15 protein-coding genes and 1 tRNA gene are annotated in these 24,659 nt (G+C 68.6%); 8 read left to right on the top strand and 8 right to left on the bottom strand.

Going from position 1 to position 24,659, the window contains the following annotated elements:
• The first annotated feature begins 24 nt into the window (after positions 1-24).
• The 5 genes from MXD62_RS40865 to MXD62_RS24295 all read left to right on the top strand — a co-directional run bounded on the left by MXD62_RS40865 (position 25) and on the right by MXD62_RS24295 (position 6,045).
• Positions 25-276, top strand: a complete 252-nt coding sequence (locus tag MXD62_RS40865; protein ID WP_248831786.1) for an MbtH family protein — start codon at positions 25-27, stop codon at positions 274-276.
• A gap of 519 nt (positions 277-795) precedes the next feature.
• A complete protein-coding gene (dapB, locus tag MXD62_RS24310; RefSeq protein ID WP_285224165.1) occupies positions 796-1,542 on the top strand; it encodes a 4-hydroxy-tetrahydrodipicolinate reductase in 747 nt (248 codons plus the stop codon).
• A gap of 131 nt (positions 1,543-1,673) precedes the next feature.
• A complete protein-coding gene (locus tag MXD62_RS24305; protein ID WP_248831772.1) occupies positions 1,674-3,299 on the top strand; it encodes a (2,3-dihydroxybenzoyl)adenylate synthase in 1,626 nt (541 codons plus the stop codon).
• A gap of 67 nt (positions 3,300-3,366) precedes the next feature.
• Positions 3,367-4,815 (top strand): FAD-dependent tricarballylate dehydrogenase TcuA, encoded by a 1,449-nt coding sequence (tcuA, locus tag MXD62_RS24300; RefSeq protein WP_248831771.1) that lies wholly within the window; start codon positions 3,367-3,369, stop codon positions 4,813-4,815.
• Positions 4,816-4,818: 3 nt separating this feature from the next.
• Entirely contained in the window at positions 4,819-6,045 is a 1,227-nt protein-coding gene (locus MXD62_RS24295) for an FAD-dependent monooxygenase (RefSeq protein ID WP_248831770.1), read from the top strand.
• Positions 6,046-6,362: 317 nt separating this feature from the next.
• Here the strand turns inward: MXD62_RS24295 and MXD62_RS24290 are convergent, their stop codons facing one another.
• From MXD62_RS24290 to MXD62_RS24260, 7 genes are all read right to left on the bottom strand, one after another.
• A complete protein-coding gene (locus MXD62_RS24290; protein WP_248831769.1) occupies positions 6,363-10,691 on the bottom strand; it encodes an amino acid adenylation domain-containing protein in 4,329 nt (1,442 codons plus the stop codon).
• 1,179 nt (positions 10,692-11,870) lie between these two features.
• Complete coding sequence (locus MXD62_RS24285) at positions 11,871-13,370, bottom strand: ISL3 family transposase (protein WP_248831768.1); 1,500 nt, start codon at positions 13,368-13,370, stop codon at positions 11,871-11,873.
• Between the two features lie 30 nt (positions 13,371-13,400).
• Positions 13,401-13,658: a hypothetical protein gene (locus MXD62_RS24280; RefSeq protein WP_248831767.1), complete on the bottom strand. Its 258-nt coding sequence runs from the start codon at positions 13,656-13,658 to the stop codon at positions 13,401-13,403.
• Entirely contained in the window at positions 13,655-15,388 is a 1,734-nt protein-coding gene (locus tag MXD62_RS24275) for an ATP-binding protein (RefSeq protein ID WP_248831766.1), read from the bottom strand. The genes MXD62_RS24280 and MXD62_RS24275 overlap by 4 nt, the downstream gene beginning before the upstream one ends.
• A complete protein-coding gene (locus MXD62_RS24270) occupies positions 15,385-16,062 on the bottom strand; it encodes a toll/interleukin-1 receptor domain-containing protein (RefSeq protein ID WP_248831765.1) in 678 nt (225 codons plus the stop codon). The genes MXD62_RS24275 and MXD62_RS24270 overlap by 4 nt, the downstream gene beginning before the upstream one ends.
• Positions 16,063-16,421: 359 nt before the next feature.
• A tRNA-Arg gene (locus MXD62_RS24265) sits at positions 16,422-16,494 on the bottom strand.
• A gap of 233 nt (positions 16,495-16,727) precedes the next feature.
• Positions 16,728-17,609 (bottom strand): aldo/keto reductase, encoded by an 882-nt coding sequence (locus MXD62_RS24260; protein WP_248831764.1) that lies wholly within the window; start codon positions 17,607-17,609, stop codon positions 16,728-16,730.
• 426 nt (positions 17,610-18,035) lie between these two features.
• Here MXD62_RS24260 and ssb point away from each other — a divergent pair, with 426 nt between their 5' ends.
• Both ssb and MXD62_RS24250 read left to right on the top strand, forming a co-directional pair.
• Positions 18,036-18,887, top strand: a complete 852-nt coding sequence (ssb, locus tag MXD62_RS24255) for a single-stranded DNA-binding protein (RefSeq protein ID WP_248831763.1) — start codon at positions 18,036-18,038, stop codon at positions 18,885-18,887.
• Between the two features lie 104 nt (positions 18,888-18,991).
• Positions 18,992-21,229 (top strand): phospholipid carrier-dependent glycosyltransferase, encoded by a 2,238-nt coding sequence (locus MXD62_RS24250; RefSeq protein ID WP_248831762.1) that lies wholly within the window; start codon positions 18,992-18,994, stop codon positions 21,227-21,229.
• 23 nt (positions 21,230-21,252) lie between these two features.
• On the opposite strand, the gene MXD62_RS24245 is transcribed toward MXD62_RS24250, so the two are convergent.
• Positions 21,253-22,620: a DUF1254 domain-containing protein gene (locus MXD62_RS24245; protein WP_248831761.1), complete on the bottom strand. Its 1,368-nt coding sequence runs from the start codon at positions 22,618-22,620 to the stop codon at positions 21,253-21,255.
• A gap of 194 nt (positions 22,621-22,814) precedes the next feature.
• On the opposite strand from MXD62_RS24245, the gene ettA reads away from it, so the two are divergent.
• Complete coding sequence (ettA, locus tag MXD62_RS24240; RefSeq protein WP_248831760.1) at positions 22,815-24,497, top strand: energy-dependent translational throttle protein EttA; 1,683 nt, start codon at positions 22,815-22,817, stop codon at positions 24,495-24,497.
• The last annotated feature ends 162 nt before the right edge of the window (positions 24,498-24,659 follow it).

The raw sequence follows: 24,659 nt of genomic DNA, 5'->3' as shown, positions 1-24,659 counted from the left end.
CCACAGGCAGATGGAGAACACATGATGGCGAAGAACCCGTTCGACGACGAGGATGGCGCGTTCTACGCGCTCATCAACCATGAGGAGCAGTACTCGCTCTGGCCCACGTTCAAGCCGGTGCCCGGTGGCTGGACGATCGTCTACGGCGAGCCGGACGGCAGGCCCAGGCAGGAGGTGCTCGACTGGATCGACCAGACCTGGACCGACCTGCGGCCCAAGTCGCTGCGCGACTTCATCGCCAGTCAGGAGGTCGCGGGGGCTGCCGCCGGCGAGTGAGCGCACGGCGGTGTGCCCGGCTGGGAAGAAGGAGTCGAGGAGATGGTGGATGCGCTGACGGCAGACCCGAGCCGCGTTGCGTCCGAGGTTTGTGGGACCCGGGCGACGATCTGTGCTAATCCATTAGGACTTGTTGACTCAGTCGGCGCCCAGTGGGGCTGCCGGTGATGAAAACGTGTTAGTGTCGTAGCTTTTCAGTCGAGGCCATTGCGGGCGGCTGACAGTCGCGGGATCTTGTTGGCTGATCCTGCCGGCTGCCATCCTGTCGATGGCAATTCTGGCCTGCGCAAAAAGCGGACCGGAATCTCCCGCTCGAGCTGAACAGCCCCACCACCAGCGCAAACGCTGTCAATCGAACCGGCGGCGGAAGCGCCTCGACGACCGACCACGACTTCACTGGAGCCGCCATACACCAATTCAATCAAGGCTGACCACCCCTGCTTGGCGAGCGCTCTGCTTCCGCGCAGCTCGCAACAGACAGCCTTGCGTCGCTCGAATGACTTAAGTTAACCTTTCCTCATGAATCAAGTTGCTGTCCTGGGAGCACGCGGGCGCATGGGTGAGGCATCCGTTCGTGCAATCGCGGCCACTTCCGACCTGAGTGTGGCCGCCGAGATCGATATCGATGACGACCTGCAGGAGATCGTCGACAAGAAGGCCGATGTCGTGCTCGTGTTCTCCCCGCCGGGCCCGGCGCACGAGCAGGTCCAGTGGTGCATCGAGCAGGGGATTCACGTCGTCGTGGGATCGTCCGGCTTCGGTGATGAAGCTGTCCAGAAAATTCGCGCCGCACTCGTCGAACGCGATGAGGTCAACGTTTTCGTCGTCCCGAACTTCTCGGTGGGCGCGGTGCTCCTGACCCAGTTCGCAGCGAAGGCTGCCCCGCACTTCGAGTCCGTCGAGATCATCGAGATGCATCATCCCGACAAGGTGGACGCGCCATCCGGTACGGCCCAGCACACGGCCGAACTGATCTCCAGGTCCCGAGCGGAGGCAGGTTGCGCTACCTCGCCCGATGCCACCTCTCGTGACCCGCATGGAACACGCGGTGGGCAGATCGAGGGAATCAAGGTCCACGCGGTGCGTGTACGCGGCTTCATGTCCTCACAGGAGGTGCTGTTCGGGTCCCAGGGAGAGATCCTGCGGCTGCGCTACGACTCCGTCACACGCGAGTCCCTCATGCCGGGAGTGCTCGCCGCGCTGCGTGCCGTCCCGGGTCTGCCCGGGATCACGATCGGCCTCGAAGCCGTGGTGAACCTGGGCTGAGCACGATTCGACGACGGACGACGGCCTGAACCTCCTGCGCTCAATCGCTCGTCGACGACCGGATCGGCATCGGCAGCTCCACGCGCCGCCGATGCCGCCAGGTCACGAGACGCCGACCCCAAGGAAGTCCGATGAGCATTCAACCGCTGACCCTTGACGGCGTCGTACCCTATCCGCCGGAAACAGTGAACGAGTACCTTGCAGAGGGATACTGGCACGATCAGACCCTTCCCGAGATGCTCTTCGCCACGGCGGAACGCCACCCCGACAAGCTCGCAGTCATCGACCGCGAAACCCGGCTGAGCTACCGGCAGCTCACCGACGAAGTCCTCTGCCTGGCGGCTGGTCTGCAGGATCTGGGGCTGGGTCGTGGCGACCGAGTGGTCGTGCATCTGCCCAACACCTACGAGTACATCGTGTTCGTCTTCGCCCTGTGGGAACTCGGGGTGATTCCGGTGGTCGCGCCAATCGCGCACCGTCGCGCGGAGATCGAGCATTTCGTCGAGATCGCCGAGGCGCGGGCCTACATCACCGTCGCGTCGGACAGCGGTACTGATCTCGCCGCCCTGGCGGCCGACCTGAAGGGCCGTTGGACCAGCCTGAAACACACGGTGATACTCGATCGTGGCGGCGGCGGCGCCGAGTACGACGCGCTGCTTTCGAAGGGGTCACTCGAGCACGTGCGGCGATGTAGCCCGCAGGACGTCGCACTGCTGCAGATGTCGGGCGGCACGACTGGCGTTCCCAAGCTGATGCCGCACACCCATCACACGTACGGCTATGCGCTGCGCAGAAGCGTTGGGGAACGGGGCATCACCGAGCAGACCGTGCATCTGCTGGTGATGCCGATCTGCCACAGCATGTCGACGCGTTCGCCCGGCTTCCTCGGCGCGTTCAGCGTGGGCGCGACGATTGTCATCGCGCCGAACGGCAGCCCCGATGTGGTGTTCCCGTTGATCGAGAAGCACCGCGCGAACCGGGTGACGTTGGTGCCCCCGATCCTGCTGTTCTGGCTGAACACCTCGCTGCGCGACGCCTACGATCTGTCCAGCATGAAAGTGATCATGTGCGGAGGTGCGAAGCTCAGCGAGGAGGTGGCGCGGCGGGTCGAGCCGGTGCTCGGCATGGAGCTGTCCCAGAGCTTCGGGATGGGCGAAGGCCTGGTCGTCAGCAACCCTGCAGACGTCGATTCGGAGACCCAGGTGCGATACCAGGGCCGGCCAGCCTCGGCGGCCGACGAGATCCGGGTCATCGACGACGAGGGAAACGACGTGCCGCCCGCAGCGCCCGGTCACCTGCTGACCCGGGGGCCGTCGGTGATCCGCGGGTACTACCGCAACCCCGAGCAGAACGCCCTGGCATTCACCGGTGATGGCTTCTACCGCACTGGTGACATCGTCGAGCGGGACGAGCGTGGGTTCATCAGGGTCGTGGGCCGGTCAAAGGACCAGATCAACCGTGGCGGCGAGAAGATTGCGCCCGAGGAGCTGGAGAACGCGTGCCTCGCGCACGGCGGCGTGCACAACGTCTCGGTGATCGGAGTCGACGACGAGGTGCTCGGTGAGCGCATCAAGGCGTACCTGATCCCCCGGTCGCCGGCGGACGCGGCCGACCTCACCCTGAGCAAGCTGCGTCGGTTCCTCCAGGAGTGGGGCCTCGCGACGTTCAAGCTGCCCGATTTCGTGGAGGTGGTCGACGAGTTCCCATACACCGCTGTCGGCAAGGTCAGCAAGCGGCTGCAGCGCGAGCAGAAGTAGGCACTCGTCGAACGGAATCGCTCGACGCGAGGTGTTCTCGGGGGTCGGATACGGCGACGAGGTGGTCATGCACAGCGCGGATGTTGTTGTGGTCGGCGGGGGTAACGCCGGGTACTGTGCGGCTCACGCGGCAGCCGAACACGGGCGCCGCGTGGTGCTGTTGGAGAAAGCGCCGCGTGCCCAGGCCGGGGGAAACAGCTACTACACGCTCGGTGCGACCCGGATGGTGCACGCCGGGTTCGACGATCTGCTCGGGATACTTGAGGCTGACGAGCGCCACGGGCGTACCGAGGTTCCGCCGTACCTGGCCGCGGAGTTCCTGGCCGACCTGGACCGGATCACGCAGGGCCGCGGCGACAGGGAACTTGCCGCGGCCGTCGTCGAAGGTTCGCGCGACGCGGTCCGCTGGCTGCACGAGCTGGGGGTGCGATACCGGCTGATGTACGAGCGGCAGGCTCACCAGAACGCCGACGGAACCTTCGTGTTCTGGGGCGGAACGCACGTGTGTAACGTCGACGGGGGCCCCGGGCTGATGTCCGACCACGAGCGCATCGCCTCAGGACTCGGGGTCGAGACGCGCTACGGTTGCCCGGTCACGGGGCTGCTGACCGACGGCGACTCGGTCGTCGGCGTGCGCGCGGGCGATCAGGAGATCACGGCGGAGTCGGTGGTGATCGCCAGCGGTGGTTTCGAGGCGAACGCGCAGTGGCGGCAGCGCCACCTGGGAGACGGCTGGCAGCACGCGAAGGTTCGGGGCACGCCGTACAACACCGGGGACCTGATCGGTGCGGCCCTGGAGATCGGTGCGGATCGTGGCGGCGACTGGTCCACATGTCACAGCGTGCCCTGGGACGCCTCATATCCCGAGAACGAGAGCAATCGTATGCTGACGAACCGACTCAGCCGGTACGGCTACCCATTCGGCATCATTGTCAACAGGCGGGGTCGACGATTCCTCGACGAGGGTGCGGACTTTCGCAACTACACCTACGCGAAGTACGGCAAGGTGATACTGGAGCAGCCCGGCTCGGTGGCGTTTCAGGTCTTCGATGCGAACTCGCGTTCGATGCTCGACGGGTACGAGTATGAAATGCCTGGGATCGACCCGGTCGTCTCCAACACCCTAAAAGATCTTGCCGTGGCCATGGACGTCGACGTCGAGGCGTTCGTGGAGACCGTTCGCGATTTCAATTCGTCGATCGACACCAGCCGCCCGCTCGATCCGACGATCAAGGACGGTCGCCGAGCGATGGTGGAGCCGATCAAGAGCAACTGGGCGTCAGCGATCGAGGCGCCGCCCTACTACGCGTATCAGGTGACGTGTGGGATCAGCTTCACTTTCGGCGGGCTCCGCGGCGACGTCGACGGCCGGGTTCTCGATCCGTCGGGTGCACCCATCCCCGGGCTCTTCGTCTGCGGTGAGGCGCTCGGCGGCCTCTTCAGCGGGAACTACCCGACGGGTGCCGGTCTGATCGCGGGCATGGTGGTCGGGCGACGCACCGGATCGCTCGCCTGAGCGATGATCTCATCGCAGCGCAGGACCCGGGTCGTCATCGTCGGAGCTGGACCGGTCGGAATGGTGTGCGCACTGGCACTCAACCGGCAGGGCATTCCGGTCACCGTGCTCGAGTCGGAGCCGGTACCGGTGCAGGACCAGCGCGCCGCGACCATTCATCCGAGCACGCTGGAGATGCTCGACGAACTGGGCATCGTCGAGAAGATCACGCCGCACAGCCTGGTCTCGAGCACCTATCGCTTCCACGACCGGCCGACCGGTGAGCTGGTGGCGGAGTTCGATCTCGCCCGGCTGAAGGACGAGATCAGGTTTCCCTATGTACTGCAGTACGAGCAGTACAAGCTGACCGCCTCGATCGCTGCGGAGTACGCCGACGGAGCCGACTTCGACATGCGGTTCTCCCACGCCCTCACCGGTCTCACCGCGGTCGCGAACGGCATCGAGGTGGAGTACACCTCGCCCGCGGGCACGGAGCGCATGGCGGCGGCCTATGTCATCGGCTGTGACGGCGGCCGGTCAACGGTGCGCAAGCTCGCCGGCATCGATTTCGAAGGGTTCACCTATCCGGAGCGGTTCATCAAGATCGCGACCGGGTTCGATTTCAAGAGCGTGAAGTCGAATCTGTCGCTGCGGAACTACTTCTCCGACCCTGACGAGTGGGCCAACCTGTTCAAGGTGCGTGGAGAGACGCCCGACGGCCTCTGGCGGCTGATCCTGCCGATCGGCCAGGGCGAAGACGACACCACCGCGCTGTCGGCAGCTCGGGTCGAACAGCGGCTGCAGAAGTTCTTCCCCAAGACGGATCCCTACGACGTCGAGTACGCCCGGGTCTACCGGGTCAATCAACGCGTCGCCGCGACCTTGCATAAAGGCCGCATACTGCTCGCCGGAGACAGCGCGCACGTCAACAACCCGATCGGCGGCATGGGCATGAACGGTGGTATCCATGATGCCATCAACCTCGCGGAGAAGCTTCCCCAGGTGATCCATGGTCAGGCCGGCGACGAGCTGCTCGATCTCTACAGCCGCCAGCGCCGGCACGCCGCGCTGAACTATGTACAGGCCCAGACGATCGCCAACAAGCGACTGCTGGAGGAACGCGACCCCGCCGTGCGCCGACAGAACCTCGACCAGCTGCGTGGCACGGCCGAGAACCTCGACAGCGCGCGCGCCTACATGCGCCGCGCGGCCCTGTTCGACAGCCTGCACGACGCCGCCTCCATTACCTGATTCCAGTCGTAGCGGCGGACGGGCCGGGCTGCTCGACCTGTCCGACTGGCCGCTGGGCGTGGGGGTCGTCGTCCGCCGCGATCGCCCGCATCCCGGCGCCGGGCCACGTGTCACTGACGTCGACGGGCAAGGGATTGCTGCGTCCGCGGTGAGCCGCCGCCGAGACCAGCTTGCCGTCCTGCTGATCCGCCACTGCGGCGGCTGCGATGACCGGATCCGCCACGGCAGGAACACCGGCCTGGCGAACCTGCCCCTGCCGGGCAGCAGATCTGGCGCGCGGTCGGCGCGACGATCGAGGTGGACTGTGGGCGCTAGAATCACCGATCGGTGCTGTCGTCGACTTTGCTCAGCGCGTTCTCGAATGCCAGCGTCACGGCCTGGGTGAACCCGATGACTTTCAGCACGGTGCTGTCGGCTTGCACCCGGTATCGGATCACCGCGCGGTACGCCGCCTCGGTCGGTTCGATTGCCAAGGATTCTGCATTGGCGGAATAGGATCGGCTGACAAGTATCGGCGCGATCGGTACGCCGGCTAGGTGGCGCCTGCCCGAGCCGCTGCCGTAGCGTGCCAATGCGACCCCAGGACTTTGCTGCCAGTTTTTCTGCTCGATAGGCACGGGAACGGTTGCCGTCATCGGGCCAAGCGGCCGCAGGTCGGCAGCTGGCAGAAGCGGAGATTCGTGATCTACGGCACCGCCGAGTCTTGATCCGTACCCTGTCGCGTGCAGTGTTCGTCGGATGGTCTCACGGGCGGTGGCGTCGGTGCGAGAGCCGTACCAGTGTATGACCCGAGCTCGGCCAGCCGAGTACAGTGTCTCGTCGAGTGAACCCGTGCGCTCGATCACCGCGACCTGGTTCGCGATCTGATCCGTTTCGAGCGCCGCGGCGATATCGGCGACTTCACTCAAGGTCGCTGCGACGGATGGTGCTGATGGACTGCTCTTGCTGGCGTTTGCATCAATGAGCGGCCGGAGGGCCTTCAGTAGCTGGTGCACGGTGTATCGATCGGCCGCGGCAGCATGTACCGCAAGCGCAATGTAGGTCTGCGTCGAGGTGCTTGCGTAGGCGAGGCCCGACGGCCGTGCATCGGTGATATCGATCAGCTGGCTGGCCATCGCCCGAAGATCTGTCAGCTTCGTGGCGGGCGGGGCGTCTGCGAGATGCAGTCTGGAGACAGTCGGCGCGACAGTTGTCATAGGGTTTGCCCAGGTGAGCCACAGCCGACGGCTCACCGTCTGAACCGACAAGCGAAGCAGGTCATGAGCTTGAACGAGAGAAGTGTAGGCGGCCAGTATCGCGTCGTGCGATAGCCGGATGGGGAGAACGGCGGTTTCGGTCAGGACCCATGAGTTCGGATCGTCGCGCGACTCACGTAGTCTCTCGAGAGTAGGCGAGGCGGGCACGGCGACGTTGCTTGCTGGCATCGCCTTGGCCTCGACTTCTTGGGTGATCTTTTTGGACAGCTTGGCGACGGTTCGCTGCTCGAAGACGTCCCGCAGGGTGAAAGCGTGCTGCCGTTTTGACGCGCGCGCAACAAGGCGTATCGCGAGGATGCTGTCACCGCCGAGTCGGAAGAAGTCGTCGTCGGCTGACAGGGGTGTGCCGTCGGGGAGTGCGAGGACGTCGCGGAAAACAGCGGCGAGGGACAGTTCGGTGTTGGTCTCAGGTGCCCGGCCGCCACCGGATCCGGCGGTGAGGTCCGGGGTGGGTAGTGCTTTCCGGTCGAGTTTTCCGCTGGGGGTGGTGGGGAGTGCATCGAGGTGGGTGAACGACGTGGGGACCATGTACTCCGGTAGGAGTGTGGTGGTGTGGTCCCGCAGCACCTCGGCCAGCGCCGCCTGGTCCACCGGCGCTGATGGGGCGGTCGGGCTGGTGGTGATGTAGGCGGCGAGGTACTTCCCGCCGGCGGGGTGATCGAGCGCGGTGACTGCGGCACCTGAGACGGTGGGATGGCGTTCGAGGGCGGTGCGGATCTCGTCGAGTTCGATCCGGAACCCGCGCACCTTGACCTGGTCGTCGGTCCGGCCGAGGTACTCCAGCTCGCCGTGGCCGTTCCACCGGGCCAGGTCCCCCGTCCGGTACAGCCGTGTGTCGGGGGCGCCGTGAGGGTCGGCGACGAACCTCTCGGCTGTGAGCCCCGCTCGGCCCGCATAGCCGTCCGCGAGCTGCACGCCACCCAGGTACAGCTCACCCGTCACCCCGGCTGGTACCGGGCGCAGCCATCCGTCCAGCACCCGCACGTAGGAGTTGAACACCGGCCGGCCGATCGGTGTCGAGCCCGCATCTGCATGCAGCTGGGTGATGCCGTAGCTGGCGATCTCGACCGCCGCTTCGGTCGGCCCGTACAGGTTGAACAGCTCCGCCCGGTCGAACACCTCTCGGGCCCCGAGGGCCGCCGCCACCGGTAGCGCCTCTCCGGTGAACGACACCAGCCGCACGTCCGGGAACGACCCGGTCTCTGCTTCCGAGTCGAGGAACGCCTGCAGCATCGACGGGACGAAATGCACGCTCGTGATCCGCTGTCTGCGCAGCACACCGGCGATATAATTCGGATCGCCGTGCGAGCCGTCACGGGCGACCACGACGACCCCACCGACGATCAGGGGGAGGAAGAACTCCGGTACCGATACGTCGAACGTGAACGGTGTTTTCAGCAGCACCCGATCGGCCGGCGAGAACCCGAGCGCTTCCCGCCCCCAGAGCAGCCGGTTCACCACGGCCGCATGAGACACCGCGACACCTTTAGGTCGACCGGTGGTACCAGACGTGAAAATCACATAGGCGGTGTCCTCGGGTGTGACAGGACGTGACAGCGCGGGCCCGTCGGAAGTGCCGTGTTCCAGCCGGCCACGAACAGCATCCTCATCGAGGACGACAGTGGCCACGTTCACGGCCGTGAAAACACCAGCATGGGCCGCCGCCGTCGCAGCGTCAGTGACCACCACCCGGGCGGCGCTGTCCGCCAGGATCGCTGTCATGCGCTCAGCCGGATACCCCGGATCGAGGGGAACATACGCGGCGCCGGCACGGAGAACAGCGGCGAGAGCAACCACCAGATCCGCCGAACGCGGCAAAGCCACCGCTACCCGGCCACCTACCACCACACCCCCCTCGGCCAGCAGATGAGCCAAAGCGTTCACCCGCGCGTCAAAGCCCGCATACCCCCACTCCCCACCACCCGTGTCATCCACCACCGCAACCGCACCAGGAGAACGCACCACCTGATCCCGAACCAGCCCGTCCACCGTCAGCGCGGGAGCCGCCATCTCCACACCCACAGACACCGCCTCAACCGACACGACATCAGTCGAGGAGGAAATGACTGAGGAGGGCGTGGTCGTGAGTTCGGCGAGGTCGTGGAGTGTCCTGTCCGCAGGACCACTTAGGAGATGGCCGAGGAACAGCCCGAACGCGGCTGCGTGCCGGTCGGCCGCGTCTTCCGGCACCAGCGGCGAACGGCCGGAGACATCCATCCGCAAACCCCGCCCGGGGCTGCCGTAGACCGAAAGGTCCAACGCACCCGTCGGACCCGGATTGATCAGCTCCGTGACCCCCGGGACCGCCCCGAAGACCGGCGCCGACCTGAAAATCTTGATGTTCACCGACGGCAGCGCCAGATAGGAACGCTCTCCCCCCGTCCACAGACGGGCAAGCTGGTGGTCCTCGATCGCGCAGTTGTCCTTCAGATCCCGGACCTGTGACCCCACCACCGACAGCACCTCGGCGAAGCTGGCACTCGGACGCAGAACGGTCACGACCGGCAACGCGCGGGCGACCGCACCCGGCACCCGCAACGACTCCGCCGCCCCCCGCATCATCGACGGCACCCGCACGGCCAGACAGTCCCGGCACCCAGCCAGAGCCGTGTACAGTCCCCACGCGGTGATCACGGCATCCGTCCACGTGCTCCTCATCTGCCGCGCCAGCACCCGCATATGATCGTCAGCGTCGGGTGGAAGCACCACCGGAACAGGCCGGTACGAGAACGAGAACAGATCAGCAGGCATGCCACCTGCCGGCTCGGAGAACACGTCGACAGCAAGAACATCACGCCAGTGACCGACAACAGCGGACCCACCCAGTGTCGACGCCGAACCCGCGACGAGATCCTCCAGGCGACCGAACCACCTCGCCGGCGCGGGCGTTCCATCGACCGCAGCCGAGTAAATTTCCGCAACCCGGCGGATATACAACGACATGCTGTACCCGTCAAGCAGAAGATTGTTTGTCGTGAATGACCACACCCACCCCCCAGCAGCCCGCCTGAACAACGTCGACGACGTCACATCCGCACCCGCCGGGAACTCCCGTGCACCCACCCCGGCCCGCACCACAGACCGGACCTCCTCGTCGGTGAACAACCCCCCGGGGACCACCGTCCGCAGCGACAACGCCTCACCCACCACCTGCGAAGGAACCCCGTCATCATCAACGACGACGACCGCCCGCAACGCCTCCGTCTCCGCGAACGCCCCGCTCACCGCATCCGCGAATGCCCCCGCATCGATATCCCTGTCAAACCACACCAGATCACATACACAGAAACCGGCGGAACCAGGAAACAACCGCTGCGCTGCCCAGTTCCCCCGCTGAGCAAACGACAGCGGCAGCCGCTTCCCACCACCCACCCGCACATCGGACGGCACGCCACCTGCAGCCGACGCACGCCTCGCCTCACCGTGCTGACCATCCATACCGTCAGCGTAGGGTAACCTAACCTAAATTTCCTCGGATCGACAGAACTCGCACCGACAGCATTTGCCCACACTTCTGATCATGCCCTTGACCAGGCCGAATGCGGTTCGCGATCGGTGGCGTGAGATTGAGTATCGGGGGAAGGTCCTGGTCGGGGCCTCGACAGCTGGTTCAAGCCCGGTTGGTCGTCCAAGCCATCCGCGCCGTCCGTCCGCCGCGGTCTTGAGCGGCGGTGACCGTGCGCGGCGACTGCTCGACGACATCCAGGGGATCGGGCGGGCTCGTGCGTCGGAATCGCGAGACCGCCACTGGCTCAGACGGCTCGACGGACTGGCGGCGTGCCTGCCCCCTTCACCCACGACACGTGGCCCAGCTGTGCCCTCACACCGGCGCAACGACCCCTCCACCGGCGCCGATCACCCGAAACGGACGGAACACCCATCCCCGCCAAACCGCGATCATGCAAGAGCCCTGGGGGATCATCACCTCGACCCTGCCACTGCTCAAGCGGATCGCGGGCCCGGAGGTCACGCGTAACAGCTGATGCTTCCCGCCGCGCCCCCCACCGCGACGGCGCCCAACTGTGGCCCGCCCTATCTGTCGTCCGGATTCGATGGATGAGCGACTGTCGGCGACCGACCTTGCCTCATCCGTCCGGATCGCTGCGTTCGAGGCTGCCCCGCAACGGCGCCGTCAGGCGAAGTCTCAGGCGCTCAGCCGCAAGACGGCCAGTATTGGAGCGACCCTGCCGTGCCTCGGATCGCCGGCCGGTTTCAAGGCCGGCGAACGCTCCAGAGCGGACAAGGAGAGGCGGCGGACCGGTCCTCCGGGTGATGCCCCTGCTCGGCGATCTTCCTGGCCTCCGAGTGGAACATTCGATCTTCGCGGGCTCGGCGTGCAGGTTGAGCTCGCCGGACCGGGCAAGCTTAGGACGACCGAGTCATCGTGGGTTGCGGCGGCTGTCTGGAGAGCAGTCATGGGGCAGGTGGACCAGGGCTGTAGAGATCTGACGGTGATCTGACAGAAGTTGCATACGCAACAACAGTCAGATCACCGTCAGATCATTTTCTGCTGATGTGGGATCCTCCGCTGAATAGCGAGACTTGCCTGCAGGTCTCCGCCGGGGCGGTTCATCCTGCTCGGCCGTGCATCTGGCGCATGATCCGTTTGGTTTTGGTGTTCACGCCTTCGGTGCCGCCGTTGTGGTGGGGCAGGGTGAGGGCGGCGTTGACGGCGTCGCGGTCGAGGTCGAGACCGCGGGTGAAGGAATGCAGGTGGGGCAGGTCAGCGGCACGGGCGGCGGTGATCCATTCATCGAGTCGGTGGGCGTTGCCGTCGGCGGGGTGGAGGAGGTCCGCGAAGCCGCGGACGAGTCCGGCGAGGGCGATCATTTCCGGGCAGGCGTTGGTGAGTTCGTCGAGCCGGTCGCGTTGGCTGTCGGTGAGGGTGTCGGGTCGGGTGAGCAGGAGTCGGGTGACACGTCGGGGTGAGATCGCGGGCCGGTCGGAGTCGACGCGGCCCTGGTTGATGTAACGGACGAACAGGTTGTAGCTCCCCGGATAGCCCTGTTCCTTGATCTCGCGGAACAGGTGGAGCACGGGCACGGCGGGCTGTTCGGCGCGGCGGCGTTTCAGGTAGTCGCGGTAGGGATCAACCAGGGTCGGCCGGTAGACGGGAGCGCGGACCAGCCGTTCAGGTTCACGGGCCCGCGCGTAGCGTTTGACGGTGTTCAGGCCGAGGTTGAGCCGCCGCGCGCAGTCGAGCAGACCGACACCCTGATCGAGCAAGTCATGGACCTGCTGCCAGCGCTCGCGGGTCGTCTGTGCGCGGGGGCCATCATTCGGCGGTGGGCCGGCTTTCGCCCAGCAGCCGCTGTGTGCGGCGACCTCTTTGAGTACGGCCTGGGCGAGGTTGTGCCAGATGTGCCAGCGGTCGCTGACCTGGATCACGTCGGGCAGGGCACGGCGGACCGCTTCGGCGTAGGCACCGGAGCCGTCCCGGCAGACCACCCGCACGCCGGGATGGGTCCGCAGCCAGGCTTCCAACGCGTCCGCGCCCCGATCGGGCAGGACGTCCACACGCTGGCGGGTCTCGGCGTCGATGAGCACGGTCGCGTAGCGACGCCGGCGGCGCAGCGCGAAATCGTCCACACCCAGCACCCGCGGGACCGTGACCGGTGGGAGCGGCAGGCGTAGCAGGCAGCGCAGAGCGGTCTGTACCGACAGGCACACCGCCAACGCGGACAGCACCCGCACGCTGCCGCGGCCGGCTAACTCCCGGACGACCACGCCGATCTGAGCGGCGAGCCGCGGTGTGCGCCGCTGGTAGCGTTCCAGCACACCGGGTAGCTGCTCACGGAACGTCTGCCGGCACCCGCGGCTGGGACACACCAGCCGGCGGACCCGGACCACCAGTAGCACTCGGCGCTCGTCGAGCGCCACGTCTGCCAGTGTCCGTTCGGCATAGCTGTGCACCCGCGACGTCGGCACCCCGCAGCCCGGACAGGCAACCGCCACCTCCGGAGTCCGCGCCCGCACCCGGACCAGCCCACCCTCGTCCGACACATCCTCGATGACCAGCGGCGACAGCCCTGAAAACACCAGCTTGATCAGACGATTCGCTTCACACATGACACATCGTGCCGATCCGCAACCGGCGGATCACGGGCCTTTAGGATCAAGACCAGACAGAGACCACGCACCGTCACCACCGAATGTGGAACAGAGCCGATCTTGAAACAGTCCCCCGTCAGGCAGGGTGAGGACGGCTAGGGCGGTCACTGGGCTGGTGTGGCCGGTGAGGGGTTGGCCGACGGGGTGTCTGGTGCTGGGGTCCCACAGGCGCACCGTCTCATCGTGGCTGGCGGAGGCGAGGAGGGTGCGTCGGTCAGGCAGGGTGAGGACGGCCAGGGCGGTCACCGGGCCGGTGTGGCCGGTGAGGGTTTGGTGGATGGTGCCGTTCCAGATGGCGTGTGCGGGTCGCCAGGTACGGTCGGGAGGAGTCTGGCGGTGTTGTCGGCGAGGGCGTGGGCCCGGGTCATACGGGCGCAGACCTCGATCCATTTCAGGTGGGACCGGTGGGTGGTGCCGTGTCCGGAGGCGAGTTCGAGCGCGTCGAGGGCGGCGTGTGCCGGGGGGTCGGTGAGGTGGTGTCGTTGCTGGAGCAAGGGTCCGATCCCGACGTGTAGTGCGAAGCCGGGGTCGTGGAGGAGGTCGGGGAGTGTTCCGGCGTGGGCGGCGTGTTCGGCCAGGTGGGTGCGGGTGTAGTCGCCGGTGGCGTCCCAGTCTCGGTGGTTGAGCGGGCCGGGGGGCGTGAACGCGGTGGTGATCTGCTGGTGTGCGGTGCGGGTGGCGGCGGCCAGGGTGTGGGCGAGATGGCGGAGATCTTCGTGGTCGCTGTCCGCGAGGGTGGTGCCGGTGGTGAAGTCGCGCAGGCTTTGGTGCCGGGGGAGGTACAGGTCCGGGTCACCGCCTTGGCGGACGGCGAGGAAGGGTCGGAAGGCGCCGCGGAGAAGGGCGCGGGTGGCGGGTTCGGGGACGCCGGCCCAGGTGGCGATCGTGCCGGCGGTCTGGGGTTCGCGGAGTGCGGTCAGCGTGGCGAGCACGGGGAGGCCGTGCGCCTGCCAGCCTTGGTCGCCGAGGTCGGTGTGCCAGCGGTGGATGTTGTCGGCGTAGTAGCCGGCGAGCCCCTCAGGGAGCCGATCCACGTCGTTCGGGTCACGGTCATCGTCGCGGATCTGGTCGAGGACGGTCAGCGCGTAGATCCACACCCCGCCGGAACGGTCCAGCAGCGTCCGGCAGAACCGACCGGCGGGCATCCCCGCCCGATCTAAGGCGTCGGTGATCAGCGGGTCGTCGGTGGTGACCGCGTTCAGGTAGTCGAGCAGGTCGCGCCGGTTGGTGGTGCTTTCGACGTCGATGCGTTCCACGACCCGTGACCCGGCGGGGATCGTGATGGTTTTGGGCCGGGTGGTGGCCACGATGACCGTGCCCGGTGGCAGCGCCGAGGGAAGTCCCAGAGGAAGGTCTCCGGCCAGAGAGGTGGGGGCTTCGTCGAGGCCGTCGACGAGGAGGACCACGGGCTGGTCGGGTTCGTCCCGGTCGCGGATCTTCGCGGCGTCGCAGAGTCGGCCGTAGAGCCAGGCGGTGCTGTCCGCCCCGTCGGGCAGGACCCCGCCGGGGGCAGCGTCTTCGAGTTTCCAGCGGGCGATGAGCTGTGCGGCGAGGTTGAGTCGGGCCCGTTCGGAGTTGCGGCCTTCGGGGAGGCGGGTGAAGTGCGCGGGCCAGACCCGGGTGAACGCCAGGTAGGCCGCCAACGCCGATTTCCCCGTCCCCGCCTCCGCCTCGACCAGCAGGTAGCCGCCACGGCGCTGCTGCGCACACCGGCCGATGAAGGCGTCGATCTTGCGGATGAGGTCGGTACGCCCCCGGAACCGGGCAACCGGGTTGTCGGGGATGGCAGGGTCAGATAGCCGCAGATCCCCCGGTAGCGGGTCGAGATCGATCGTGGCGTGCCGCAGTAGCTGGAACGGGCCGGAGAACCGCTGTTGCAGGACCTGCCCGTAGTTGACGCCGACGGCCTGGCCGTTTGGGGCCGTGACGTGGTCGACCGCAGGCCGGTCCTGGTCGTCGGGGGTACGGGGAATCATCGGTCGGGGTCGTTGCGATGCTGGGTGATCTGCCCGTAGTTGATGCCGGTGGCCTGGCCGTCGGGTGCGGTGATGTTTCCGATTTGGATGCCGCCTGGTGGGGCGGTGGTGCTGGTGGGTGCCTGCCGGTCTGTTTCGGGTTCGGGTGTGGGGAACGGCGGCGGTGTCGGTGCTGCGCCTGTGCTGGTGGGGAAAGGTAGGGCGGTGGCTGGTTTTGCCTGTCCGCCAGAGACGGCGAGTTCGGCGGTGCGCAGCAGGTCCGTTCGTACGGTGTCCTGGGGGATACCGAACAGGTCGAGGGAGACGACCTGGCCGAGTAGGCCTGGCCGTAGGCAGTCCTCTACTCGGGTGACGAGGAGTTTGCGGGTGGCGCCGGTGGGGTCGGACGCCCAGGCGGCGTGCCATTCGGCGGCGCCGTAGACGGAGCGGGTGTAGGCGGCCGAGAGGACGGCGATCGTCCGCGCTGCGGCGGCGACGCCTTGGTCCATGCCTTGGACCCAGTTCGAGCCGGGGGTGAAGTCCCAGGCCTGGATCAGGACGCGGTAGCCGATGTCTTCGAGGGTCCAGGCGATCCACTCGGCCCAGGGCCGGTCGGGTTGGGTGTAGGAGACGAAGAAGTCCCAGCCCGCGCCGCTGGCGCTGGTGGTGCTGTGCGTGTTGCCCCCGTTGCTCACCCGGACAGTGTGTCACCGGGGCAGGCCGGGTCAGACCGTGCTGGTACGGCGTTGGGCCGGTTCCCGGGTAGGGCGGCGGTCGAGGCTGGGACGCGGTGAGCGGTGTGCTGTCGAGGGCCGGCCCTGTCGCCCCTACATGATCTTCTGTGGTTGGTAGAAGTGCGAAAGTTATCAGGTGTCTGAGCGCTGTGCGTCGGCACGGACGGCTGGTTCTAGGCTGAAGCCGCAGGTCACCGGGCCTGCGGAGGTCCGGCGGGGCGCGGCTGCGGGAAGTGATGCATCCCCTGTGGCGCAGCGCTTCCCGACCCACATGGGGTGGATCTTGAGGTGTGAAGCTGCAGGTCAGGGCGGGTGTTTTGTGCGCCCGGCAGGGATCGAACCTGCGACCCAGTGCTTAGAAGGCACTCGCTCTATCCGCTGAGCTACGGGCGCGTTGTTCCATTGTGGGGCTCGCGGACGAGTCCCGGGTGGGATGGACAGTGTCCACCTCAGGCCAGTCGATGGTGCACCGACCCCCGGTGTCCTCGCACGTCGACCCCGCCTCGGGAGGCGGAGTCGACGTCCCGCGTGCCTGCTGGCAGGCTCGGTCGTCCGGCGCCGGTCGGCAACACGGCACCGGAGTCGGGCCGTGTGTTGCCGGCCGGGGCAGGTTGGCCGAGTCGGCGTCAGCTGGCCAGTTTGGCCAGCTCGTCGAACTCGGAGTCGGTGAGGCTGACTCCTGCCGCGGCGACGTTCTCCTCCAGGTGGGCGGTCGACGACGTGCCCGGGATCGGCAGTATCACGGGTGACCTGCGCAGCAGCCACGCCAGCGCCAGCTGCGCGGGTTGCGAGCCGTGCTGCTTCGCGATCGCGTCGAGGACTCCGCCTGGTCGCGCGAGTGTACCGGTCGCGACGGGGAACCAGGGGATGAAACCGATACCCTCGCGTTCCGCGTAGTCGAGGACGTCCTCGGAGGCGCGGTCGGCGAGGTTGTACCGGTTCTGCACGCTGACGATCTCGGCCAGCGACCGGCTGTGCTCCAGCTCGGCGACGCTGACCTCCGAGAGCCCGATGTGGCGGATCTTGCCTTCCTGCTGCAGCGCCCGCAGTTCGCCGAGGGACTCCTCGACGGGAGTCCTCGGGTCGATGCGGTGGAGCTGGTAGAGATCGATGCGCTCGAGCTTGAGGCGGCGCAGCGACATTTCGACCTGCTGGCGCAGGTATGGGGCGCGTCCCACGGCAGTCCACTGGTCCGGCCCCTGCCGGGTGAGACCGCCCTTCGTCGCGATCACCAGGCCGTCTGGATAGGGGTGCAGGGCCTCGGCGATCAACTCCTCGCTGACGTGCGGGCCGTAGGAGTCGGCCGTGTCGATGAAGTTCACGCCGAGTTCCACCGACCTGCGCAGTACGGCGATGGCCTCCGCCCGGTCCGCGGGTTCGCCCCAGATGCCCGGCCCGGTGATCCGCATCGCGCCGAAACCGAGCCGGTTCACGGGTAGTTCGCCTCCGAGCAGGAACGTCCCGCTCGCCGCCGCGGTCACGTCGCGGCTGGCTGCCTGAGTCGACATACCGTTCCTTCCTCCAGGTGTGCGGGCACCGTCGCCGGGCACCGGCGGACAGGACCCCGGCCGGTGGGGTGGTGCGCCGTCCTGCACGGCGGCAACCCGGATCCGCCTCCAGGTTGTTCCCGCGCTCCGTGCCTGTTACGTGTCCCGCGCTCGATGGCTGGCCGTCGGCCGCCTTCGCCGCCCGTGACGAGAGTGAGCGTGGGGACGCGCCACCGCTCGGGTGCGTCGTGAGATCGGCCTGTGGATGGCGAACAGTTATCCACAGCTGACAAGAACAGGTTCCCATCACGTGGACGGCGGCGCAGAGTGATGGCGTGGGTGCGCGGCCGGCCAGCTCTCGCCGCCTGGACCTCCGGGTCCGTTGTGGTGGGCCGCCGTCCTCCTGGTCGTCTCCCTGTCCCCGAGATGTTCGCCAAGGAGCCTTCCATGCTCGACACCACGATCACACTGATCGGCAATCTCGTGGAGAATCCGGTGCTGCGGGTGACCGCCAGCGGTGTCTCCGTCTGCGGTTTCCGCGTCGCCTCCACGCCGCGCCGGTACGACCGCTCCGAACAGCGCTGGGTGGATGGCAACACCCTCTACCTGCGCGTCTCCTGCTGGCGTCAGCTCGCCGAGAACGTCTCGGTCAGCCTGTCGCGGGGCGACCGGGCGCTCGTTGTCGGCCGCCTGCGGCAGAACAACTTCGAGACGCAGGACGGCGACCGGCGGGTCACCTACGAGATCGACGCGGACGCGGTCGCGGCGGAACTCACCTGGCGCCCGGTCGACGTCCGGCGGGTCGCGCGCGGGGCCGGCCCCGCTGACGAGGTTCCGCTGCCGGAGACGAGCGAGCACCCGGTTGACCCCTTCGGCGCCGACTCCACCGACCTCGACGGCGGCGGTGTGGAGGAGAGCGTCGGCACGGGGGCAACGGGAGCCGGTGGCCTGGTTCCCGCGGAGGCGGTCCGGCAGTTGGCCGTCGAGACCTCCACCAACGGTGGGCCGGGGCTCACGCCGGCGGGGTCGGACCTGGTCGATGCCGTCTCGCGCGACTCTTTCCCGGTCGACTCCGCGCCGGTCGGCGGCAGCGCGCAGACCGGAGCGGCGCCCCTCGGGTGGTCCGAGACCGGCCCGACACCGGCTTCGCTGTTCACGGAGCGCGGGCGTGGCGGTGAGCTCACGACGCCGGCCTTCCGCACCCCGAGCACCTTCGCCTCCTCCGGGGGCGTCACCTTCGGCCTCGCTGACGTCGTCGGCGAGGTCCGCCTGCTGGGGCTGGGCGGGGCCTTCGGATAGTGGGGTCGCCGGCAATCGCGTAATGGGCGGGTCTGACCGACATGCGGTGACCGATGGGGCCACCAGCTGAAGGGCGGTCCAGGCCGCTCGGTACCGTGCCGGGGGTGAGCAGGTCGAGTGATCCCGGCGCCGGCGCGGTCTCCGCGCCGGACGAGCCGTCCGACCGGATCGGCAAGGCCGCCGAGGACCAGATCGGCACGGTCGTCCCGGACCGCCTGGTCGTGACGCCTGAGCCGCTGCCCCGGCGGCTGTGGCGTCGCTGCCAGGAGGTCAGCGCGGCCGGCCGGTACGTGGCGGTCCTGGCCTTGGCCAGTGCGACGGTGGCCGTCCTGCTGCGGCACAACCTGTTCCCGTACCTGTCGGTCAACAACGACGAGGTCATCTACCTCCTGCACGCCCGGACGCTGGCGGACGGCCACCTCTTTCCGCCTGCGCCTGATCCAGCCGCGTCGTACGCACCCTGGCTCGCCGCCATCTCGGGTGATCACTTCGTTCTGAAGTACACGCCGTTCGTCCCGGGGTTGTTCGCGTTGGGCCTCATGCTGACGGGCAGCGTCTCGCCGGTGCTGGCGGTCATCGCAGCGGCGGCGGTGATCGTTACCTACCTGCTCGGTGTCGAGCTGGCGGGGGAGCGGAGGGTCGCGGCGCTGGCCGCGACGCTGCTGGCCTTCTCCCCGCTGGTGATCGTGCAGAGCGCGCTGGTGCTGAGCTACCTGCCGGTGCTCGTGCTGATGGAGCTGACGTTCCTCGGCCTGCTCCGAGGGCTGAGAGCCGGCGGGCCGAGCGATGGCGGGCCGAGCGATGGCGGTCGGCGCTCCGCGCGGCACGGCGGGCGGGCGCTTGCCGGAGCGGGGCTCGCGGTCGGCGTGGCCGTGGCGGTGCGGCCGTATGACGTGGTCCTCCTGCTCGCCCCGGTGGCGGTCTGGGGCGTCGTGACGGCGCGCAGGTCCGGGCGGCTCGGGTGGACCCTGCGCTGGACGGCTGCCGGGCTCGTGCTCCCGGCCGCGGTCCTGCTGGCGTCCAATGCCGCGGCGACCGGCAGCCCGTTCAGGTTGCCGTTCGCGCTGCTCGAATCGGACGACAAGCTCGGGTTCGGCGTGCGCAGGCTGTACCCGTCGGACGGCGGGCACGACTTCGGGCTCGGTGACGGCCTGGCGTCGGTCGGGGATCATCTCTGGCTGCTCGGTGGCTGGGCCTGCGGCGGGGTGGTGCTCGCCGTCGCCGCGATCGTGGCGGCCGCGCGGCGCCGGCTGAATGGCCCGGGGTACGCCCTCGGTGTCGGCATGGTGCTGTTCGTGGTCGGTTACATCGGCTTCTGGGGGGCGTGGAACGCGGCGGAGCTGTGGGGCGGCATCCGATACGTCGGGCCGTTCTACCTGATGCCTGTGCTGATCGGGCTCGTGCACCTCGGCGCGCGCGGGCTGGTCGACCTCGCCGGCTGGTCACGGCGGCGGGCGGCACGGGCGGTGACCTGGGTGTGCGCCGCGGGTGTCGTCGGGCTGACGACGTTCGTCCTCGTCGGCGCGATCGACGCGAACGCGACGATGGCGGACCACGACCGTGACCTGGCGGCGATGCTGCGGGCCCTGCCCGGGCGGTCCCTGGTACTGGTGGCCGCCAGCCCGCCCTACCTGGGCCATCCGAGCGGGGTCACCACCAACGGGGCCGATCTCGACGGTGCCGACGGTGACGGGCCGTTGCTGTTCGCGGTCTCGCGGGGGGTGGCCGACCTGGAGGTCGTCGCCGACCACCCCGACCGCACGCCGTACCTGCTCCGCATGCCGCCGGCCTACAACCGGTCCCCGGGCTCGGTGACACGCTCGCGGGTGGACGCGCTCACGGTGGCCACCGGTCGTACGGTCGGCGTCGAGGTCAGCGTGGACGCGCCGCCGCGCGGGACGCGCGCGGCCCAGCTGGTGTTCGAAGCCGGTGGGGTCCGACTGACCTACCCGGTCTCAGCGGACGGGCCCGTGACCGCGCGGCTCACCCTCGACGCGGACGGCCTCGACACCGACGACGTCACGGAGGTCGTGATCTACGGTGGCGGCGAGACCAGGGGATCTCCGGCGGGCGTGGCCACCGGGCGCCCGCCCGGCCGGGCGAAGATCACGAAGGTGCCCGGGGCGGGGACGTCCGTGACGGTGTCGCTGCTGGCCACCCCGGCGTCCGGGGGCCGTGCGCGGACCGTCGACCGGCAGGTGATCCCCGTCCTCGTCGAGGATCCCAGCGGCGCCGACGCCGGTGGGACGGAGCCGGGCGATGTGGCGGTCCTCGCGCCGAGCGCCCACGTGGACGAGACCGGCCAGGGCCCGCGGCCCGCCGTCCGCATCGCGCTGTCCTGATCCGCGGCGCGCTGTTGTGACAGTCAGGCCAGTCGGTGGATCGGTGGCGGGGCGTAGGTGCCGCTGAGTACCTCCTTGCCAGGTAGGTACATCCGCAGCGTCAGCCGGAAGTCACCCGTCGCGGCCGGCAGCCAGTTCACCGGCATCGCCGCACCGGCGTCCGTCGCGGTCTCCGTTGCCGGAGCGTCGCTTTGGATCAGTATCGGGACGGTTCCGTCGGCGGCGTGGACGAGATCGTCCCGGCTGTCGATCGCGTACCGGTGCAGGGGGTTGTCGACGAGGTAGCTCTCGGGCTCGTCGTACATCGTGACCGTCCAGAACGCGTCGACCGCCGGTGGCGGGAGGCGGAGCAGGTAGCTGTGCGCGCCGGTGAGGTGGCGCCCGTCGGCGTCCACCGAGCAGCACGCCGATGTCGCTTCGTAAGCGTGGACGATGCCGAGCGGCCGGCGCGCTGCCATCGCACGGGCGATCCGGGCCTGCGCCCGGTCCGGGATCTCCCAGTGCCGGTCGTCCAGCACACCCGGGCCGAACCGGTCGAGGTTGTAGTCGGCCTCGTGCAGGGTGCCGGCCCAGCCCTGGTGGGTCCGGCGGCCGGCGGCGGCGAGCCGTTCCAGCTCGTCCCGGCCCGTGCGCAGGCCGCTGCGCAGCGACCAGGCGAGCCGCGGATCGGGGTCGATGTACGGCGACGGGTCTGTCAGCAGGCCGAGCGCCTCGAACCGGCGGGCGTAGTCGCGTTCCGCGGCCGGCGGGGGGAAGGCGTGCATCCAGGTTCGCAGCTCCTCCCAGAAGCGCAGGTCGTCGCAGACGCGCTTGGAGCCGTCCGGTGGCCCCTCCGGCCGCCGCGCGCCCGGGTCGGGTGGGTGCAGGGTCAGCGTGTCCTGAAGGGCCCGGACGGCGGGCAGGTCCGCCGGCCCGCCGTAGCCGAACCGGGCGATGATGCTGACGACCCGCGACGGCGCCTCGACCACACGGTCGTGCGCGGAAGCGTCCGCCGTGCTGGGAGCGTCCGCAGTGCCGGGCGGGAGCAGCAGGATGTCGCCACCGTCGTCCCCGGTGACCCGGGTGCCGAGATAGGCGAACACGTTCAGCCACACGTCGTAGAGCTCCAGGACGAGGTAGCGCCCGGGGGTCGGCGGCACGTGCAGGAGCAGGGGCCCGGGGCTCAGGTCGACCTGGGCGAGTGAGACCAGGACGTCCGGGCTGACGTGCAGGAAGTGTGAGTGCGGACCGGGCGGGTCGGTCTCGTGGGCGAAGGCGTTGAAGCCGGCCGGCTCGATCGGCCCGAGCCCGTCGTGGGCGATCCTGATGATCTGCCGGACCGCGCACACGAGGGGGTATCCGAAGAAGAACGCCTCGCAGGCAAGTCCGACTCGCTGGTCATCCGCTCGCATGTGGCCTCCCGGGAGCCCCGGCCCATCGACGCCGCTCCGATGGCCGATGGTGCTCGCCCGACTCCGGGGAGTACCCGATTCGTGCCCGGTTGAACATCGGGCGGGACCGCCGGCGGCTCACGGTGGAATCGCCGGTGGCTCGCGACGGGATCACCGCCGTGGGGCTTCTGGGCGCCATGCCCTAGGGTTGACGCATGGCGCAGTACGTCTTCCAGATGCGCAAGGCCCGCAAGGCCCACGGCGACAAGGTGATCCTCGACGACGTCACCCTGGCGTTCCTGCCCGGCGCGAAGATCGGCGTCGTCGGGCCGAACGGCGCCGGGAAGTCGTCGCTGCTCAAGATCATGGCCGGCCTCGACCACCCGAGCAACGGCGACGCGATCCTGAGCCCCGGCTACACGGTCGGCATGCTCGCGCAGGAGCCGCGGCTCGACGAGGCCAAGGACGTCCGCGGCAACGTCGAGGACGGCGTCCGCGAGATCCGCGCGGTGCTCGCCCGGTACGAGGAGATCAACGAGAAGATGGCCGCGCCCGACGCGGACTTCGACACGCTCCTCGCCGACCAGGCGGCGCTGATCGACAAGATCGAGGCGGCGAACGCCTGGGAGCTCGACAGCCAGATCGACCAGGCGATGGACGCCCTGCGCCTGCCGCCCGGCGACGCGGACGTCACCGCGCTCTCCGGTGGTGAGCGCCGCCGGGTGGCGCTGTGCAAGCTGCTGCTCGAGGCGCCCGACCTGCTGCTGCTGGACGAGCCGACCAACCACCTCGACGCGGAGAGCGTCGCCTGGCTGGAGCAGCACCTGGCCCGCTACGCCGGGGCGGTGCTGGCCGTCACACACGACCGGTACTTCCTCGACAACGTCGCCGGCTGGATCCTCGAGCTCGACCGCGGCCGCGCCCACCCCTACGAGGGCAACTACTCCACCTACCTGGAGAACAAGGCGTCCCGGCTCAAGGTCGAGGGCCAGAAGGACGCCAAGCGCCGCCGGGCGCTCGCCCAGGAGCTCGAGTGGGTCCGCTCGAACCCGAAGGCGCGGCAGGCCAAGAGCAAGTCCCGGCTCGCCCGGTACGAGGAACTGGCGGCCGAGGCGGACAAGGCCAGGCCGCGCGACTTCGAGGAGATCCAGATCCCGCCCGGCCCGCGGCTGGGCAGCCTGGTGATCGAGGCGAAGAAGCTCACCAAGGGCTTCGGTGAGCGGGTGCTCATCGACGACCTGTCGTTCAGCCTGCCGCGCGGTGGCATCGTCGGCGTGATCGGCCCGAACGGCGTCGGCAAGACCACGCTGTTCACGATGATCGTCGGCCAGGCGTCGCCGGATTCCGGCGAGCTGCAGATCGGCGAGACGGTCGACATCGCCTACGTGGACCAGTCCCGCAGCGGTCTCGACGCGAAGAAGAACGTGTGGGAGGTCATCTCCGACGGGCTGGACCACATCGTCGTCGGGAAGACCGACATCCCGAGCCGGGCGTACGTGTCGTCGTTCGGGTTCAAGGGGCCTGACCAGCAGAAGCCGGTCGGCGTGCTCTCCGGCGGTGAGCGCAACCGGCTGAACCTGGCGCTGACCCTCAAACGCGGCGGCAACGTGCTGCTGCTCGACGAGCCCACGAACGACCTGGACGTCGAGACCCTGCGGTCGCTGGAGGAGGCGCTGCTGGAGTTCCCGGGCTGCGCCGTGGTCGTCTCCCACGACCGGTGGTTCCTGGACCGGGTCGCGACGCACATCCTGGCCTGGGAGGGCACCGAGGCCGACCCGGCCCGCTGGTTCTGGTACGAGGGCAACTTCGCCGACTACGAGACCAACAAGGTCGAGCGGCTCGGCGCGGACGCGGCCCGCCCGCACCGGGTGACGTACCGCAAGCTCACCCGCGACTAGCTCCCACGAGACGGTGACCGCCGCGGGCGCCCCGCGGGGGCCGGGAGCCCGCCCCCGCCCCGCGCGGGGCCGGGGGGCGGGGGGGGCTGCAGACGCGCCCCGACGACCGGTACCGGACAGCGCGGGACTTCTCCGCCGCGCTGGCCCGCGCCAGCTACGAGT

This window comes from Frankia sp. Mgl5, assembly GCF_023242985.1.
GTDB classification, from domain to species: Bacteria; Actinomycetota; Actinomycetes; order Frankiales; family Frankiaceae; genus Parafrankia; species Parafrankia soli.
Note: the sequence above shows the minus strand (reverse complement) of the source record. Positions and strands in the feature narration are given on the sequence as shown.

What these genes read in the sequence shown, in the direction of transcription:
- dapB (WP_285224165.1), top strand. Translation starts at nt 796, where the DNA reads ATGAATCAAGTTGCTGTCCTGGGAGCACGCGGGCGCATGGGTGAGGCA.
- MXD62_RS24245 (WP_248831761.1), bottom strand. Translation starts at nt 22,620, where the DNA reads ATGCGAGCGGATGACCAGCGAGTCGGACTTGCCTGCGAGGCGTTCTTC.
- MXD62_RS24305 (WP_248831772.1), top strand. Translation starts at nt 1,674, where the DNA reads ATGAGCATTCAACCGCTGACCCTTGACGGCGTCGTACCCTATCCGCCG.
- MXD62_RS24260 (WP_248831764.1), bottom strand. Translation starts at nt 17,609, where the DNA reads ATGTCGACTCAGGCAGCCAGCCGCGACGTGACCGCGGCGGCGAGCGGG.
- ettA (WP_248831760.1), top strand. Translation starts at nt 22,815, where the DNA reads ATGGCGCAGTACGTCTTCCAGATGCGCAAGGCCCGCAAGGCCCACGGC.
- tcuA (WP_248831771.1), top strand. Translation starts at nt 3,367, where the DNA reads ATGCACAGCGCGGATGTTGTTGTGGTCGGCGGGGGTAACGCCGGGTAC.
- MXD62_RS40865 (WP_248831786.1), top strand. Translation starts at nt 25, where the DNA reads ATGGCGAAGAACCCGTTCGACGACGAGGATGGCGCGTTCTACGCGCTC.
- MXD62_RS24275 (WP_248831766.1), bottom strand. Translation starts at nt 15,388, where the DNA reads ATGATTCCCCGTACCCCCGACGACCAGGACCGGCCTGCGGTCGACCAC.
- ssb (WP_248831763.1), top strand. Translation starts at nt 18,036, where the DNA reads ATGCTCGACACCACGATCACACTGATCGGCAATCTCGTGGAGAATCCG.
- MXD62_RS24295 (WP_248831770.1), top strand. Translation starts at nt 4,819, where the DNA reads ATGATCTCATCGCAGCGCAGGACCCGGGTCGTCATCGTCGGAGCTGGA.
- MXD62_RS24285 (WP_248831768.1), bottom strand. Translation starts at nt 13,370, where the DNA reads ATGTGTGAAGCGAATCGTCTGATCAAGCTGGTGTTTTCAGGGCTGTCG.